Annotated in this window: 17 protein-coding genes and 1 riboswitch; of the genes, 6 read left to right on the forward strand and 11 right to left on the reverse strand. The window is 50.2% G+C overall.

Annotated features, from left to right (window positions below; translation table 11 throughout):
* Positions 1 to 48: 48 nt before the first annotated feature.
* The 6 genes from IV54_RS06355 to IV54_RS06380 form a co-directional block, all read right to left on the reverse strand.
* Entirely contained in the window at positions 49 to 666 is a 618-nt protein-coding gene (locus tag IV54_RS06355; protein WP_057878553.1) for a hypothetical protein, read from the reverse strand.
* Between the two features lie 81 nt (positions 667 to 747).
* Positions 748 to 1,563, reverse strand: coding sequence for a Cof-type HAD-IIB family hydrolase (locus IV54_RS06360; RefSeq protein ID WP_057878554.1), 816 nt, complete (start codon positions 1,561 to 1,563; stop codon positions 748 to 750).
* Between the two features lie 61 nt (positions 1,564 to 1,624).
* The gene (locus IV54_RS06365; RefSeq protein ID WP_057878555.1) at positions 1,625 to 2,434 is read right to left on the reverse strand and encodes an alpha/beta hydrolase; all 810 of its coding nucleotides are present in this window, start codon (positions 2,432 to 2,434) and stop codon (positions 1,625 to 1,627) included.
* The gene (locus tag IV54_RS06370) at positions 2,412 to 3,707 is read right to left on the reverse strand and encodes a PTS transporter subunit EIIC (RefSeq protein ID WP_057878556.1); all 1,296 of its coding nucleotides are present in this window, start codon (positions 3,705 to 3,707) and stop codon (positions 2,412 to 2,414) included. Before IV54_RS06370 ends, IV54_RS06365 begins: the two co-directional genes overlap by 23 nt.
* An 86-nt stretch (positions 3,708 to 3,793) precedes the next feature.
* Entirely contained in the window at positions 3,794 to 4,618 is an 825-nt protein-coding gene (locus tag IV54_RS06375) for an HAD-IIB family hydrolase (RefSeq protein WP_057878557.1), read from the reverse strand.
* 167 nt (positions 4,619 to 4,785) lie between these two features.
* On the reverse strand, positions 4,786 to 5,952 hold the full coding sequence (locus tag IV54_RS06380) for a serine hydrolase (RefSeq protein ID WP_057878558.1): 1,167 nt from the start codon (positions 5,950 to 5,952) through the stop codon (positions 4,786 to 4,788).
* A gap of 218 nt (positions 5,953 to 6,170) precedes the next feature.
* A riboswitch (TPP riboswitch) is annotated at positions 6,171 to 6,262 on the forward strand.
* 80 nt (positions 6,263 to 6,342) lie between these two features.
* Between IV54_RS06380 and IV54_RS06385 the strand changes: the two genes are divergently transcribed.
* From IV54_RS06385 to IV54_RS06405, 5 genes are read left to right on the forward strand one after another with little or no spacing between them, the layout of a single operon-like run.
* On the forward strand, positions 6,343 to 6,897 hold the full coding sequence (locus IV54_RS06385; protein WP_057878559.1) for an ECF transporter S component: 555 nt from the start codon (positions 6,343 to 6,345) through the stop codon (positions 6,895 to 6,897).
* A gap of 23 nt (positions 6,898 to 6,920) precedes the next feature.
* On the forward strand, positions 6,921 to 8,330 hold the full coding sequence (locus tag IV54_RS06390; RefSeq protein WP_057878560.1) for an ABC transporter ATP-binding protein: 1,410 nt from the start codon (positions 6,921 to 6,923) through the stop codon (positions 8,328 to 8,330).
* Complete coding sequence (locus IV54_RS06395) at positions 8,327 to 8,980, forward strand: energy-coupling factor transporter transmembrane component T family protein (RefSeq protein WP_057878561.1); 654 nt, start codon at positions 8,327 to 8,329, stop codon at positions 8,978 to 8,980. Before IV54_RS06390 ends, IV54_RS06395 begins: the two co-directional genes overlap by 4 nt.
* 20 nt (positions 8,981 to 9,000) lie before the next feature.
* Complete coding sequence (gene tenA / locus IV54_RS06400; protein ID WP_057878562.1) at positions 9,001 to 9,684, forward strand: thiaminase II; 684 nt, start codon at positions 9,001 to 9,003, stop codon at positions 9,682 to 9,684.
* A gap of 43 nt (positions 9,685 to 9,727) precedes the next feature.
* Complete coding sequence (locus IV54_RS06405) at positions 9,728 to 10,090, forward strand: hypothetical protein (protein ID WP_057878563.1); 363 nt, start codon at positions 9,728 to 9,730, stop codon at positions 10,088 to 10,090.
* 121 nt (positions 10,091 to 10,211) lie between these two features.
* On the opposite strand, the gene IV54_RS06410 is transcribed toward IV54_RS06405, so the two are convergent.
* A complete protein-coding gene (locus tag IV54_RS06410; RefSeq protein WP_057878564.1) occupies positions 10,212 to 10,775 on the reverse strand; it encodes a TMEM175 family protein in 564 nt (187 codons plus the stop codon).
* Between the two features lie 412 nt (positions 10,776 to 11,187).
* Positions 11,188 to 11,358: a hypothetical protein gene (locus tag IV54_RS11720; protein ID WP_157054372.1), complete on the reverse strand. Its 171-nt coding sequence runs from the start codon at positions 11,356 to 11,358 to the stop codon at positions 11,188 to 11,190.
* Between the two features lie 278 nt (positions 11,359 to 11,636).
* Between IV54_RS11720 and IV54_RS06415 the strand changes: the two genes are divergently transcribed.
* A complete protein-coding gene (locus IV54_RS06415; protein ID WP_057878565.1) occupies positions 11,637 to 11,831 on the forward strand; it encodes an LBP_cg2779 family protein in 195 nt (64 codons plus the stop codon).
* 84 nt (positions 11,832 to 11,915) lie between these two features.
* Here the strand turns inward: IV54_RS06415 and IV54_RS06420 are convergent, their stop codons facing one another.
* Genes IV54_RS06420 through IV54_RS06430 form a run of 3 tightly spaced genes read right to left on the reverse strand, consistent with a single transcriptional unit; the run spans position 11,916 to position 13,857 of the window.
* Positions 11,916 to 12,425, reverse strand: coding sequence for an O-acetyl-ADP-ribose deacetylase (locus IV54_RS06420; protein ID WP_057878566.1), 510 nt, complete (start codon positions 12,423 to 12,425; stop codon positions 11,916 to 11,918).
* Positions 12,426 to 12,671, reverse strand: coding sequence for a zinc ribbon domain-containing protein (locus IV54_RS06425; protein WP_057878567.1), 246 nt, complete (start codon positions 12,669 to 12,671; stop codon positions 12,426 to 12,428). It abuts the gene before it with no gap.
* Positions 12,672 to 12,693: 22 nt separating this feature from the next.
* Positions 12,694 to 13,857, reverse strand: a complete 1,164-nt coding sequence (locus IV54_RS06430; RefSeq protein WP_057878568.1) for a hypothetical protein — start codon at positions 13,855 to 13,857, stop codon at positions 12,694 to 12,696.
* Positions 13,858 to 13,897 lie beyond the last annotated feature (40 nt).

Below are 13,897 nucleotides of genomic sequence, written 5' to 3' on the forward strand. Positions count from 1 at the left end.
TACATATTATATGTACGAAGGCATTTCATTTACACAAGATTCTTGACGCTACCTAACACCCATGTCCGCGTACTGATTAGCAAACTTCTTCTGTTGGTCCTTAGCAAGTGACGCAAAGGCCTTCTTGTATTGTTGGTACAGAACTGGCCGAACGTACTTCTTAGCGTACTTGGCACCGGGACTCGTCTTAGTCTTGGTATAAGTATACTTCTTCCCAGAAGTTGCTAACCGACGACTGGCATTGCTTCCCGCAATCTTGGTCGTGAAGTGCGTGCTAGACGTCTTGGTCAACTTAAACGTGTAAGTCTTCTTGCTCAAAGCGGTCGTGGTCTTGTTGTCTGCCGTCTTGAACTGAATCAAGCGGTACTTGGTCGTCAACGTCTGCCGATTCTTGCTGAGCTTGATTGACGAAGGTACGCCATATTTCACATTAGCTGATGATCCAAAGTCTCCTAAAATAAGTAAGGTTCCCGTCTTCTTACCACTCTTATAAGTCTTAAAATAAAAGGCGGTCTTGGATTTTGAACTCTTATAGTACCGTTTTAGATCAGTATTCGTGATCGTTGGCTTGGCTTTGGCGCTAGCCGTGACACTAGGACTAACTAAACCACCCAGTGTGCCTAAAGCCATCGCGGTTAACCCCAATTTCACCATCAAACGTTTCATGACTATAATCCTCCTTAAAATTCATCCAGTACACCATTTATACTGACATTGTTTTTCTCAAAATGCAAGCGTTCACACCGATTAAGCCAAAACTTTGGGGAAGACTTGTTCCAAGTAAGCCGCAACCCCTGCCTCATTGTTAGTTGTCGGGGTTTGATGATTGGCAGCTGACTTAATTTCGGGTTGCCCATTTAACATCGCAATGCCATCTCCCGCGGCCTTAATCATCCCCAGGTCGTTCTCAGCATCACCGAATGCCATGAGTTGATCAAAGTCCCAGCCAAAGTGGGTTAACAGTTGACCTAATCCCACGGCCTTGTCCATATCAGCGGCCAAGAATTCAAGGATCTTCGGTTGAGAACGCACCACATGGTATTGTTTGTGCAGTTCAGGTGTCAAGTTTGCCACAACTTGGTCCAATGTTGCCGGATCAGTAGCCATAACGGCCTTACTGAACAAGTGCTTTGGCAAATCAGCGAAAGCCGTTGGCACAAATTCCATGGGTGCCTTCAACATTTTTTGATATTCAGATGGCTTGAGATCAGCCACTGGATAGACTTGGTCAAAGTCCAGCACGTCCAGTGGATACCCATTTTCAGCCGCAAAGTCATGCAGTGGCTGAAAATCCTGCTTGCTTAAGCCACTCTGAGCCAGCACATCTTTCGTCGTGTTCTGAATCACGAGAGCCCCATTAAAGGTAATCGTGTAATCTTCACTAGTCGTCAAACCCAATTGTTCCAAGTATTTCCAGATGGCATTAATTGGGCGGCCAGTGCAGAGCACCACTTTAATTCCCGCCGCATGTAATTGCCGCAGGGTTGCCGCATTCTTTTCACTAATCGTCTTATCTGTATTCAGTAGCGTCTCGTCTAGGTCGAGCGCAATCATCTTTATCATTCGTCGTTGGCCTCCATTTCTCCTCTAGTTTACACGTAACGGGCGTCGAAATAAACCGTGTTTACGTTAGGAGGTCTGACCGAATCAACGCCACGATTTGTTGGTTCTCTGGCAAGTCGGCGTGATTGGCGTTGGCACCGGTAATCGTCATCTGGGTAAAGTGGCGGACGTTACCTTGAAAAATCAACTTCCCCCGGTTTACGCTGTCAAAGGGGACGATCCCATCGCCAGCGTACCCCTCACTGCCGGCAATCGAATAGACTGTTAGCGTGCGTGGCAATCGTTTACGATCGGCCGAGAGTTCCTTGAAAAGTGGCGTGTCCACATCCGGACTACTCTCCTCCAAATTGAATGGCGTCCCAATGGTCATCAGGCGTTCGGCATAGGTGTCCTTCGGCAGGTCGTGTTCCAGAAAGAGCGTCAACACGAGGCCCCCGTTGGAGTGTCCCATCGCAGAAAAGTGGTTAAAGTGATAGGTCTTCTGTAATTGACGAAAGGCCAAGTTAAACCAGACCGCTTGCTTTTTAATGGTGTCACAGCCATCATGATGGTTCTGAAATCCCACAACAATAATGGGTTGGTTATCCTTACGCGTAATACTTCCCGTATATTGAATCTCACCATTGGTCATCACTTCCACTCGCAACAGGCTATGCTTGGTAGTTGTCTCGTGGTTCAGCTCCGTGACCAACTCGTTAAACCGATTCTGCGTGGCACTAGACCCCGGAACCAGGAAGACGGGGGCCATGGCACTCCGATACGTGGCGCGCACGCTTGCAACCTGCTGGGGCCGCCAGAGAAAACCTGGCACACTCAAGAGCAGTATGGCCGCCACTAAGACTAGAAAACTAATGACTCGTCTTTTCAGCATGATGAGCCGCCTCCCCTGCTAGTCGTGACCATTTGACGAATGGGTAATAGATTAAGACGCTGATCAGTAACTCCACACCGGCTAAGGCTAAAGCCGCCATGTTACCCCCAGTACCCAAAAAGCCTTGCAAGATTCCGGGCGTCCCATTTGCAATGGGATAGGCCACCGCAGGAACCCAGTGAAGTTGGAGACAGGTCCAGCTTAACAGACTGCAGACGACCGGCGTTACCAAAAAGGGAATCCCTAAGATAGGGCTCAAGACTACCGGTAAGCCAACCATTAGTGGGGCATTGTAGTTTCCTAGGGTTGGCAGTAAACAGGCCGCCCCAACTCGCCGCTGTGCGCCATTTGAATGTCCTAAATAGATGGCCAGCAGGAGGCCCAGCATCATCCCTGGTCCCCCAAAGTTCGTATAGACATCCACTACCGTATGAATCGTAATCGGATGCGGAATCTGCCAACCGGCATGGGTCAGAACGGACGCTAAGTTCTGCGCCGCCTCCACCGACTGCCCCCCAACACTGGCCACAGGGCCTAAGATACCTAGCCACTGACACAAACCAGTTAGTAGGTTAAATCCCAGTAAGCCTGGTAGCTGATGGGGGAGCGGGAACGGCCAACGTGCGAGACTAAGGAAGGTGGCATTCAGACTTCCCTTCTGTGTCAAGGTCCAGGCCAAGCCACCAGCTGCTAATACCAGCAACCAAATGCTGGCAATCGTCATCGTTTGTCCCAATCGTTCCTCAGCCAATAACCAGTGTTGAATTCCCCAGCGATAGCCATCCCCCACGATCAAACCAATCAAAATACCTACTAGAATACCAGAAATTCCTAAATTATTTGAGAGCCACTGCACGGGTTGTCCGTTCAACAACGTCAATCGATCCACGTTAAAGAACTTGAGCCCCGTGACCGCGACCACCCCGACCATCAGCCGATCCGTCGTTCTTTTGGTGACCGGTGCCACCAGATAATAACTGACGGCAAAAGCCATGAACATGGCAACTAACCCTAGGGTACCCGCACTCAGTAGGCTCAAATAATGCTTGAGGACCGTGCGTTGCATCAGCCAATCTCCAACGTGTAACGTTTGAAAATAATAGCCGGTCGATGCCAACCAAGTTTGTCGAACCATATCGGCCAACGTCCCAACCAACACTACCGGAAATACCAGATGGAAGGCCTGATTAACGGCCTTGATCTGTGAGTTTTGTCGAAAAGTAACCTCTAGCTGAATCAGGTGGCTACCTAGCCAGCCCGTTTCTCGTTTCATTTTAGCCGCCTCCTGCCCTAACACTCAAATTGTAAGAGCAACGACGCGCTAGCGGCCCCCGTAACATTCGGTTAAGGTGGCCGCCTTTAAAACTGTTCGAGTAAGCTATCGATAGCCGCACTGACGGCCCCCTGTTGGTTGGTCCGGGGTAACTGTTGAATCTCACTATCATTAATCAGTTCCGTCGCGGCATTGGCGACCGCAAAACCTTGGCCCACCAACCGTAACATGGCCATATCATTCCCAGAATCACCAAACGCCACCATTTCAGCTGGCGCAATGTTCCAGCGGCGCCCCAGCTCTGCCACCGCACTGGCCTTATTCACGCCGGGCAAGCTGACATTCAAACCGCCAAGCCCACTACTGGTGGCGACAAGCTCACCGTCAAATTGGTCATTAAAGGCCGCCACGAATGGCGTCACGTCTGCCTGTAACCAGGTGACATCCAGTTTGAGAATAGGATCCACGACCGCCGTTAGATCCGCAACACTGGTCAGTTGTGGATAAAAGACTTGGGACTGGTGAAACCGGTCACTGTCGGCCGGCAAGTCTGTGTAGGCCTGGTCACGACCACAGGAAATCAAATAGGGTTGCGCCATCACCGCGGCCGTCCGTAGCCAGCGAACGGCGGTCTGCCACAAGTCACGCGGAATTGGATGGCAGACCAGCTGTTCGCCGTTGCCCGTGACCGTTAGCGCGCCATCCTCCACCACGTAGACTAAGTCTCGGGCAAGTTCCAGATCACCAAATAAGTCGATCACGTGGCCTAAAGGGTCCCCCGTCGTCACGACAAATCTAATCTGATGCGCCGCCATCTCAGTCAGTTGATCCGCTAATCTGGCGCGATCATACCGCCCATTGGCATCCAAAAAAGTTCCGTCCAAATCTGTCATGATCATCCGTGGCCGCATAACTGCACCTCCTGAGTTGTTAGTCTCGATCATACCCGATTGCCCCTCTGACAACAACTCTTCACCCCTTAACTAGACCCGGATGGTAACCGATCAACCGCTAACTAAAAAACGGGTCACCCCGTATTAACCAATACGTTGGGTGACCCATTGAACTATTTCTCGTTTTATTTATCTAAATTATTCTTGTAAACGTAATTCATCAATGAACGGGTTTCAGTAAATTCGTCCTCATCATGCAGAACGACCGTGATGATCCGGTTGTGACCACTCTTCTTAGCCGTTCCCACGAAGCAGTATCCTGCCAATGGCGTGTAACCGGTCTTCAAGCCATCAACCTTCAGGTTAGCCTGATAGTACTTCCGGCCCTTCAAGAGGTTGTTGTAGTTGTAACAGGTTTGACCATTGACCTTCTTGGACCCAATTTGACCGTCCTTCAAGACTTGTGGATAATCCTGAATTAAGTGTTGCGCGATGTAAGCCACGTCCTTAGCGGAAACCTTGTTGGCATTGGCCGAGCCGTAGTTGTAACCGAACTGACGGAGGTCACTGTTTTCCAACCCAGAGGCGGAAACGAAGTGAGCCTTGCCCAAGTTCCAGTGTTTAGCCTGGGCGTTCATCTTGTTGATAAATTTAGCATTGCTACCACTGACCCATTGGCCCAGAGCAATCGCCGCGTTATTCGAAGAATCTAGCAAGGCCGCGTAGTAAAGTTCCTGAACGGTGTACTTGTGACCACTCTTGAAACGGAAGCCCCCACAGGAATAACTGTTCCCCATGGCAACAAGACCTTTGTTACTGGTCTTAACGTGGTCAGACCACTTAGCAGACGTGGTGTGAATCTTCTGAAGAACCAGGTACAGCGTCATGATCTTGGAAACGGAAGCAATTGGGCGAGCCGTGTTGGCATGCTTGGACCAAACGACCTTCCCCGTCTCTTCGTTGACGGCCACCGCGGCCTTAGCCTTCTTCAGGACAAAGGGTGCCTTGCCCTTCTTGAGGTAACCGTGCCAAATCAAACCCTTCACCGTGTGTCGACCATTGACAGCATAGTAGTAAACGGCATTGGTCTTCCCATGTCTCAGAACGACCTTCTTGGACACGTACCACGTGGTATTCGGATACGACTTCAGATTGGCAATCTTACGGGTGTGTGACTGGTTGTACACGGCTCCCTTGGTGCTCTTCTTGTGATAGGCCGTCGTCTTCAATGACTGCGTTGAAACAGTCTTGTAAGTTGCCGCATCAGCTGGTACGGTTTGAATACCAACCCCCATCACCGTTAAAACTGCTAAGGCGATGAATAATAATCCCTTAATATGTAATTTCCGCATATCCCTAACCTTCCATTTTGACTAATTAGCTTAACTAACCTTCAGCCTAGCACGATCTGGTCATGACCGAAAGCGTCTGAGACCCTTTGTAACTCGCTTGTCGCCTTTGTAACGCGCTTGTAAAACAATCCGACTATAAAATTTTTCATTTAAACTTTCAGCCCATTTTCCCGTGGTACCTTGCTTTTGCCAGATAAATTGGTTAGGCTAAGAGTAATCAAATACGATTGGGGTGCCCATCCGGCTGAGATCAAACCCATTGAACCTGCTCTGGTTAAAACCAGCGAAGGGAACGCGTAACATAGCTATCAATGACCCCCACTAGAAACAGTTTAGTGGGGAATTTTTCGTCTTTTGGGCGCGTCAATCACCTTAGGAGGAGTTCATCTTATGAAACGTTGGCACATCCGCGACATCATTCTCGTCACTATTCTAGCAATCTTTATGGGGGTCATTTTCTGGGTCATCACCCCCCTCTACTCCGCCCTCACGGCGGTGTTTGCGCCCATGGGTCTCCAGCCACTGGCTAACGAAATCTTGCTGGGGGTCTGGACCATGGCCGGTCCACTGGCTGGGTTCGTCATTCGCATCCCCGGTGCCGCAACCTTGGGGGAACTCCTCGGCGCCGTCGTCGAAATGTTTCTCGGCGGTATCTGGGGTGCCGGCACTTTGATATCCGGGGTTGTTCAAGGCTTTGGATCAGAGTTGGGTTTCATGGCAACTCGCTACCGACACTACAACTGGGTTACTTTGACCCTGAGTGCGCTGACCACGACCTTGGTCACCTTCGCCTGGAGCTTGGCACGTGAAGGTTACATTGCCTACCATTTAGGCTTCTTACTCTTGTTATTCGCCGTTCGCTTCGCTTCTGTCTTCGTCTTTGGTGGTATCTTAACGAAGTTGATTACCAATCTGTTAGACCGCGCACATGTTCTAAAACACTAATTGTTACAAATGGGGGAGTTTTTGTGGTAACCGTTTCAATTCACAACTTAACATTCACGTACCCACAGCAATCACGACCCGTCCTTAACGCCGTTAATGCCAGTTTTCCTGCTGGCCAATTTTCACTAATCACCGGGGTATCCGGTGGTGGCAAGTCAACCCTACTCAAACTTATCGCGGGACTCTTGCCAACTGATGCACCTGGCATCACCTTTAATGATCGGTCACTTACTGAAGTTCCCGCCACCCAGCGCTCCAAAACGGTGGCCATGCTCTTTCAGGAACCCAGTACGCAATTCACGATGGATACGGTGGCTAATGAACTTCAATTTGCCTTGGAAAATCAACAGGTTCCGGCCGACGAGATTCCAGAACGTCTGACCGCCGCGCTGGATTTCATTGGGATCACGGCCCTACGTGACCGAAAACTCATGCACCTCTCCGGTGGCGAACAACAGAAGGTGGCCCTCGCTATCATCGTCGCCATGGATAGTGCCGTGATTCTACTGGACGAACCCTTTGCCAGCATCGATCCGACAACTCGCCTCGTGCTCTTACAGCGGCTGGCCCAGCTGAGTCGTGAACGGGGAAAGACAGTGATTTTAGCGGATCACGATCTCAGTGGCTACACCGACTATGTGGACCGGCTGACCGTCCTCGCAGATGGTCATCTCACACACTTGTCACCTGAGGCAACGCAGGAGCGGCTGGCCACCTTTGCGCCAGCCAAGTTGCGTCTACAACATGTCACGGTTCCCGCTGACAATCAAGAAGCCTTAATTCAAGGCACCCAACTGAGCCTGACTGCGAATGGCCGAACACTCGTGACGCCGCAGAATCTAGGACTCTTTGCCCACCACACGACGCTCATCACAGGGCCCAATGGTAGTGGCAAATCAACCCTGTTCCGTTCTCTGGTCAAGCTTGGGCATTATCAAGGCGTTATCACTTATGATGGCACCGACATTAACCGGCTGAAACGTCGTCCTTACGCACGTCAGGTGGCCTTAATGTTCCAGTCTGCCGCGACGCAATTTCTCAATGTCACGGTCGATGAAGAATTGACCTTGTCACTCAAGAATAGCTACGCCGATCATTTCACCCCTGCCATGGTGACCCAGCTTCTAACCGAGTTGAACCTGGCTGACCGGCGAGAACAAATTATTTATACCCTGAGTAGCGGTCAACAGAAAAAGTTACAGCTACTGTGTATGCTGATCATGGCCCCAGATGTGCTTCTCTTGGATGAACCGTTCAAGGGTCTTGACTACGCGTCGCTACAGACGGTTATTCAAATTTTAAAACGTGTCCAACAGGATCTGGACCTCACCTACATCCTGGTAAGCCACCAGCTCAGTGGTCTTGACACCTTCATCGATTACCACCTTCAGTTGTCAGACCAGCATCTAACCTATCAGGGGGTGCGCGCATGAATCCCAGTTTAAAATTAGCACTACTCGTTCTTATCGCTCTAGAGATTTCTTTTACCCACGTCTGGACGGTTAATGTTGCTTTGATCGTGGTGAGTCTCATTCTGATGGTCTGGGGCCACGTGACTTTCAAACGCTTAGCCATGCTGACCCTAATCCCGGCCTTCTTCGGGGCAGCCTTAGTCTGGTCCTTAACCTTGCGTGGGACGGCATCTAACCACTTTCTCCTGGTGATCTTCACCCGGATGGTAGCTTACGTTTACATGGGGGGCTGGTTCGCGCAAACGACGAATCCTTTAACGCTCACCCGGTCTCTGGAACAAAACGCCAAGCTCCCCTCTAAATTTGCCTATGGCTTCTTAGCAGCCTTCAATCTCATGCCGAAGATTCAGGCAGAAGTTGCCACCATTAAGGCGGCTGCGCTAATGCGCGGTCAGGTTCTTCATTTTTGGTCACCACAACTCTACTTCAAAGTTATTCTGGCAGCCATGAATTGGTCGGACCAACTCGCCGCGGCGATGACGTCTCACGGTTTCGTCGAAGACGCCCCACGAACCCACGCTACTGAAATTCCACTCGTCACTCGTGACTGGATCATGCTAGTGGGCAGTCTGGTGCTCGTTCAGATCGGCTTGTTCGTGGGCCTACCCTAAGCGCTTAAGGAGGACTTCATTTGCAATTTACGACAATCGCTCACAACGCGAACCTGGCGTCCTGGCAGGCTTCCAAACAACATCCCTTCATTCAACAACTGCTGGCAGGGACGTTGCCGTTAGCTACCTTTCGCTACTACTTGATTCAAGATCACGCCTACCTACGGGAATTTGGGGCTATCCAGGATCTGGCAGCCGAACAAGCCCTCGACACGGACATCGCCACCCAACTTCACGCCGGGGCCGAACATCTTCGACAAGGTGAACTGGCCTTGCGCCAAACCTTCTTCGATCGCCTCAACATCACCGACAAGGAAGTCGCCAACACGCCAGTCGCGCCGACCGGTTACGCCTACACAAGCCACATGTACCGGGCACTGATGACCCAAGGAACCGCCGGGGCCATCGCTGGTTTACTGCCCTGTTACTGGCTCTACGCCGAGATTGGCGCCGAATTGGCTGAACAAGGTTCACCCGTTCCTATCTACCAAGATTGGCTGGAAAGCTACCGATCCGATGACTATGCCGGGGAGATGACCGACCAATTGGCTTTAGCCAACCGGGTAGCCACGCCAGACAACACACCCGCACTACTCGACATCTTTAATAAAAGCAGTTGGTATGAATTGAACTTTTGGCAAATGGCGTTGACCCATGAAACCTGGGAATTGACGGAACCGTCTGATTTTTCAACCACCACTTAATGCGCTATAATGAGGGCACTCATAGGAAAAGGTGGTGTTGATAATGAAGCGAATTCAGCAATTAACGTTTCTTCAAACCTTTGGTTATCTCGCCCTCGCGCTGGGCGTCGTCATTGAAATCTATGCGGCTCTCAGTAATCCCGGAACACGTCTGAGTGGGGACGAGATGTTTGGGGGCGCTGTGGTTCTAACCCTGGCGGTCGCCTTCATTCACAGTCGGCGCCTGCCAACCAATCTCGTTTTGATTGGCCTTAGTACATTAGGTTTTGCTTACTTTACCTTCATTCGCACGCACGCCTGGCTCTGGACGATTCTGTTGGCCATCGCGGTCGCGGCCTTCCTGATTTACTTTTTCGGCTTACGGGGAGAAGTTCGGCGCAACCAGAGTGAGTGGTTTCACTTTTAAATTAAACTCAATAATCTAATCATGGTACTGATGAGAACTTCTCACAGTACCTTTTTTTACGCACCAAAAAGGGTCAGCAACGCTTACCGTTACTGACCCCGCGAGTCTTTAGAATAATTTGTCACTGTCGGGTGATGTCCGTAGTGCCATCAAGATAAGTTCCGCCAAGGTGAAGACCAACGAGATTGGTGGCCAAACAAAGATTAAGCCTAATACAATCAGCCAAACTAACCAAAACCACACGGTGGCGTGAATTCGATAGGCTGGCATCCGCCGAATCTTCTCCGCAATCTCTGGATGCTTGTTTCGATTGACCCGCATCACGGCAAAGGACAAGGCGGCGTATGCCCAAGTCCACAGCGTGAAGATAATGAAGTAGAACAGCCATGATAAACCGCCCGGCCCAAGCCGTTGAGACTGGTAGCATCGCCATCACCAAGATCCATAGGTTATTGACCCAGTAAACACCTTTGGTGACGCGTTTGGTCAAGGCAAACATGTAGTGGTGATTATACCAAGCCACACCGATAAATAAGAAACTAATCAGGTAAGCCACAAAATAACTCCATTCACTAGCCAAGGCCGCGAAGGTGGGTTCCTCCGGTGTCTTAAATTCCAGCACCATGATCGTTAAAACAATGGCTACCACTGCATCCGTAAACGCCGCCACGCGTCCTTTATCCATTGTAAAATCTCCTTAAGTTCTGTGATAATTCTAGAATAGCACAATTGATTCATAGGGTGTTAGATGTGGTTTGGAAACATTTTACGTGAAACTTGAGACATTTGAAAATTTGTGAACCTGCTCGCCTGTCAGTTATATTGTCGAAACGTGCCATTCAGGGCAGTCTGTTGCGCTTAACCCCACTAAGGGAAGCTAGCCAAGCCCAGGCTAACTCCCCTTAGTGACGTTAATGCTCGCAGACTAGGCGCCCTGGGGCACACTCTTCTTACAAAAAAAGAATCAGACCAACCGAAGTTGGCCTGATTCCCTGCTTGATAAACTACAAGAGACTTGTAGTCATGTAATCATTATGATTACCATCTTTTAAGTGACACAACCGGCAAGCCGGCTTCGGGGCGGAAAGGTTCCCGCGTTAGTTGGCAAACGCCCGTGAAACATGGGTTTGCGGTGCATGACTCGTAATGGGCTGTGTGCTGAGGTGCGTGACGTTTTGTTTCCCCATCATAAACCATGAAAGTAAACTGATGACCGCTAGAGTCACAACTGCCGTTATCAGGCTCCTGATCACCCGTTTTAAATCCATCCCATCACCTCATGCTTGACTTGTTCCGACCGCTTTACGTCCAGCTTACACATCAACTATCACAAAACGGTAACGGGAAGAAAAAATTGTGATGACACTTCCATGACACTTGCCACGAACAATTGTTATATTGGGTATTAGTTTACGCAATTTTTGCTCGTTCATCAAGTAGAATGCAAAAAAAGTTCCGAATCACGAGTCTCATCTCGCCGGTTTTTCAAAACTTTAGTATAATAAGTGTAAGCAACACACAGGACAATCATTTGGAGGGATTATTAATGAGTCAAGAATTAAGTGATCTGGCTGAAGCAATCATCGCCTACCAAAAGAAGTACGACAAGACCGATGGCGAAATGGCCTTTGGTTCGCGCATCTCTGTCGAGAAGTTCCACGCCATCAAGTCTGGGGAAGTTGACCCCAACGCCGATGAGCAAAGTTCCTTAAAGCACTACATTGCCACCAAGCCCAACTAAGGTTAGGCTTATCAGAATCCAAAGGAGTCGACCAAAATGGTCGACTCTTTTTTTAAGTGATTTGATTAAGTCAGCGAGCGAACGCTAGGCTTGTTCCCACGCGGTGCGATAAGCCGTGGCAGTGTCCGGATCAAACGCCACTAAACGGACCCGCGTTAGCGTCTCCGACTGCGTCAAAACACTTGCAATCGTGCGTGTCGCAACCGCAGCGGCCTCCGCTAACGGATAACCGTAAACTCCTGTACTAATCGACGGGAAGTCCACGGTATGGCAACCCTTCGTCATTGCTAGTCGCAATGACTCGCGATAGCAAGAAGCTAAGTCTGCCGCCTCATGATGATCCCCACCCCGCCAGACAGGACCTGGCGTGTGAATGACCCACTGTGCGGGTAACCGGAACCCCGGGGTGATCCGTGCTTCACCGGTGGGACAACCGTTAAACGGCACACAAGCTGCGAATAGCTCCGGCCCGGCCGCACGATGAATGGCACCATCGACACCGCCACCACCCAACAGCGTGGTATTGGCGGCGTTGACGATGGCATCCACGTCGCTCTGCGTGATGTCACCCTGAATTACTTCAAATTCTGCCATTTACTTCGACTCCTTCGACCACGGCCAGTGCCAGCGATGCTTGGCGGGTTCATCCCCCTGCTGATCGTGGACCCGCTTCATTCCCTCACGATACGGGTTACTATAAAGTGCATTTAGATTCAGCTTTTTAGGCGCCGGAGCGTCTGGTCGAAAGGCACTGAGATCCGTCTGACACTGCGGACATTTCACGTCATCCGCCGTCACCGGAGCCCCACAATGGGGACAGAACTTTAAATCTTCAGCCACAATCATTGCCTCCTTGAGTCGTTTAAAGATCGCCTTCGATACGCAACTGCTGCTCAACGAGATAGGCATCCAGATAACCAAATGCAATCTCATCGACGTCACCAATCTTGAAGACCTTGCCTACCTGATCCAATTGATTATCCTCTACCGTGTGGAAAATAAAGCGCTCGCCACCCACTTGACTCGGATATCCCAGACAGTGTTCACCATCATGGAGTTTCAAGCGAATGATGGTTCGGAACGTCGCCGCCTGATTCAACCGCGCACTGAACTGGTCGTCAGTGGGATCGAAGAGTCTTTCGGCGTTCAGCACGGGTTGATTGCCTTGTTGGCGCGCCTGGTTGAGTAAGGAGAATAGCCGCATCGTTTGTAAGTAGTCTGAGACGAGGACGACACTGTGAAGTTCGCTTAGCCGCATGACGGTATAGCCCCCGAAGAGTCCTGTCATATCAATTAGATTCATCACGACAGCATCAGCGGTCACCGTGTTAATCCGTCCGACAAAGAACAGATCCTGGTCACGTTCCGGAACCAAGGCCACTAGAGGGTCTTTACCCGCCAATTGGCGTAAGGTATCCGGAATGAGATCCGCTTCGGTTACCTCGACTGGTTCAACGTGATCCAATTGTTGTAGTCGCGGCGCCGCGATGGTTTGCAGACTCAGCTCTTGTCCTTGAAATTCGATGACTTCAATCTCATCGGGTGTCAGGGTCAGTTCAGGTTGGTCAGTATAATCAAACTTATTGAGTAATTGAACCGTGATCTGATCGGCAGCCACACCGGTAACCAGCCCTTCATAGAAGTGGTCATCCTTGGCCAAGACTAACATGACCACGAGGTGATCGACCCAAGCATGACTGAGAACTTGCCGTCGCAAATCACGACGGTCGTCGAAGGTCATGTTAAGACCACTCGCCTGGGTAAATTTCTGGTCCGTGGCGGTTTGAATTCGAAAATCCATGTTATCCAAATCATCACTTGAAAATTCAACTTCATCGATTGCGGGTAAGGCCAGGAAAACGGCCCCATCGGGTACCCCGTAATCGTCGTAGGTCGCCAGAATGATGCCAGTCGACGTCACCGTCGTCACATACCCGGTGTAAACGACTTCCTGGTTGGCTTGGTACACGTTAACTAACAAGTTCTGCGCCAACGCGCGATTTAAATCATTTACAATAGAATTCATGATGACGACCCCCTTTATTTTTTGTTATCTGAAAAGCTTA

Origin of the sequence: Levilactobacillus paucivorans (assembly GCF_001437125.1) — a bacterium.
Lineage (GTDB): Bacteria > Bacillota > Bacilli > Lactobacillales > Lactobacillaceae > Levilactobacillus > Levilactobacillus paucivorans.

Excerpts from the sequence above, each read along its gene's own strand:
- IV54_RS06355 (WP_057878553.1), bottom strand. The coding sequence starts at position 666 with ATGAAACGTTTGATGGTGAAATTGGGGTTAACCGCGATGGCTTTAGGC.
- IV54_RS06360 (WP_057878554.1), bottom strand. The coding sequence starts at position 1,563 with ATGATAAAGATGATTGCGCTCGACCTAGACGAGACGCTACTGAATACA.
- IV54_RS06365 (WP_057878555.1), bottom strand. The coding sequence starts at position 2,434 with ATGCTGAAAAGACGAGTCATTAGTTTTCTAGTCTTAGTGGCGGCCATA.
- IV54_RS06370 (WP_057878556.1), bottom strand. The coding sequence starts at position 3,707 with ATGAAACGAGAAACGGGCTGGCTAGGTAGCCACCTGATTCAGCTAGAG.
- IV54_RS06375 (WP_057878557.1), bottom strand. The coding sequence starts at position 4,618 with ATGCGGCCACGGATGATCATGACAGATTTGGACGGAACTTTTTTGGAT.
- IV54_RS06380 (WP_057878558.1), bottom strand. The coding sequence starts at position 5,952 with ATGCGGAAATTACATATTAAGGGATTATTATTCATCGCCTTAGCAGTT.
- IV54_RS06385 (WP_057878559.1), top strand. The coding sequence starts at position 6,343 with ATGAAACGTTGGCACATCCGCGACATCATTCTCGTCACTATTCTAGCA.
- IV54_RS06395 (WP_057878561.1), top strand. The coding sequence starts at position 8,327 with ATGAATCCCAGTTTAAAATTAGCACTACTCGTTCTTATCGCTCTAGAG.
- IV54_RS06405 (WP_057878563.1), top strand. The coding sequence starts at position 9,728 with ATGAAGCGAATTCAGCAATTAACGTTTCTTCAAACCTTTGGTTATCTC.
- IV54_RS06410 (WP_057878564.1), bottom strand. The coding sequence starts at position 10,775 with ATGGATAAAGGACGCGTGGCGGCGTTTACGGATGCAGTGGTAGCCATT.
- IV54_RS11720 (WP_157054372.1), bottom strand. The coding sequence starts at position 11,358 with ATGGATTTAAAACGGGTGATCAGGAGCCTGATAACGGCAGTTGTGACT.
- IV54_RS06415 (WP_057878565.1), top strand. The coding sequence starts at position 11,637 with ATGAGTCAAGAATTAAGTGATCTGGCTGAAGCAATCATCGCCTACCAA.
- IV54_RS06420 (WP_057878566.1), bottom strand. The coding sequence starts at position 12,425 with ATGGCAGAATTTGAAGTAATTCAGGGTGACATCACGCAGAGCGACGTG.
- IV54_RS06430 (WP_057878568.1), bottom strand. The coding sequence starts at position 13,857 with ATGAATTCTATTGTAAATGATTTAAATCGCGCGTTGGCGCAGAACTTG.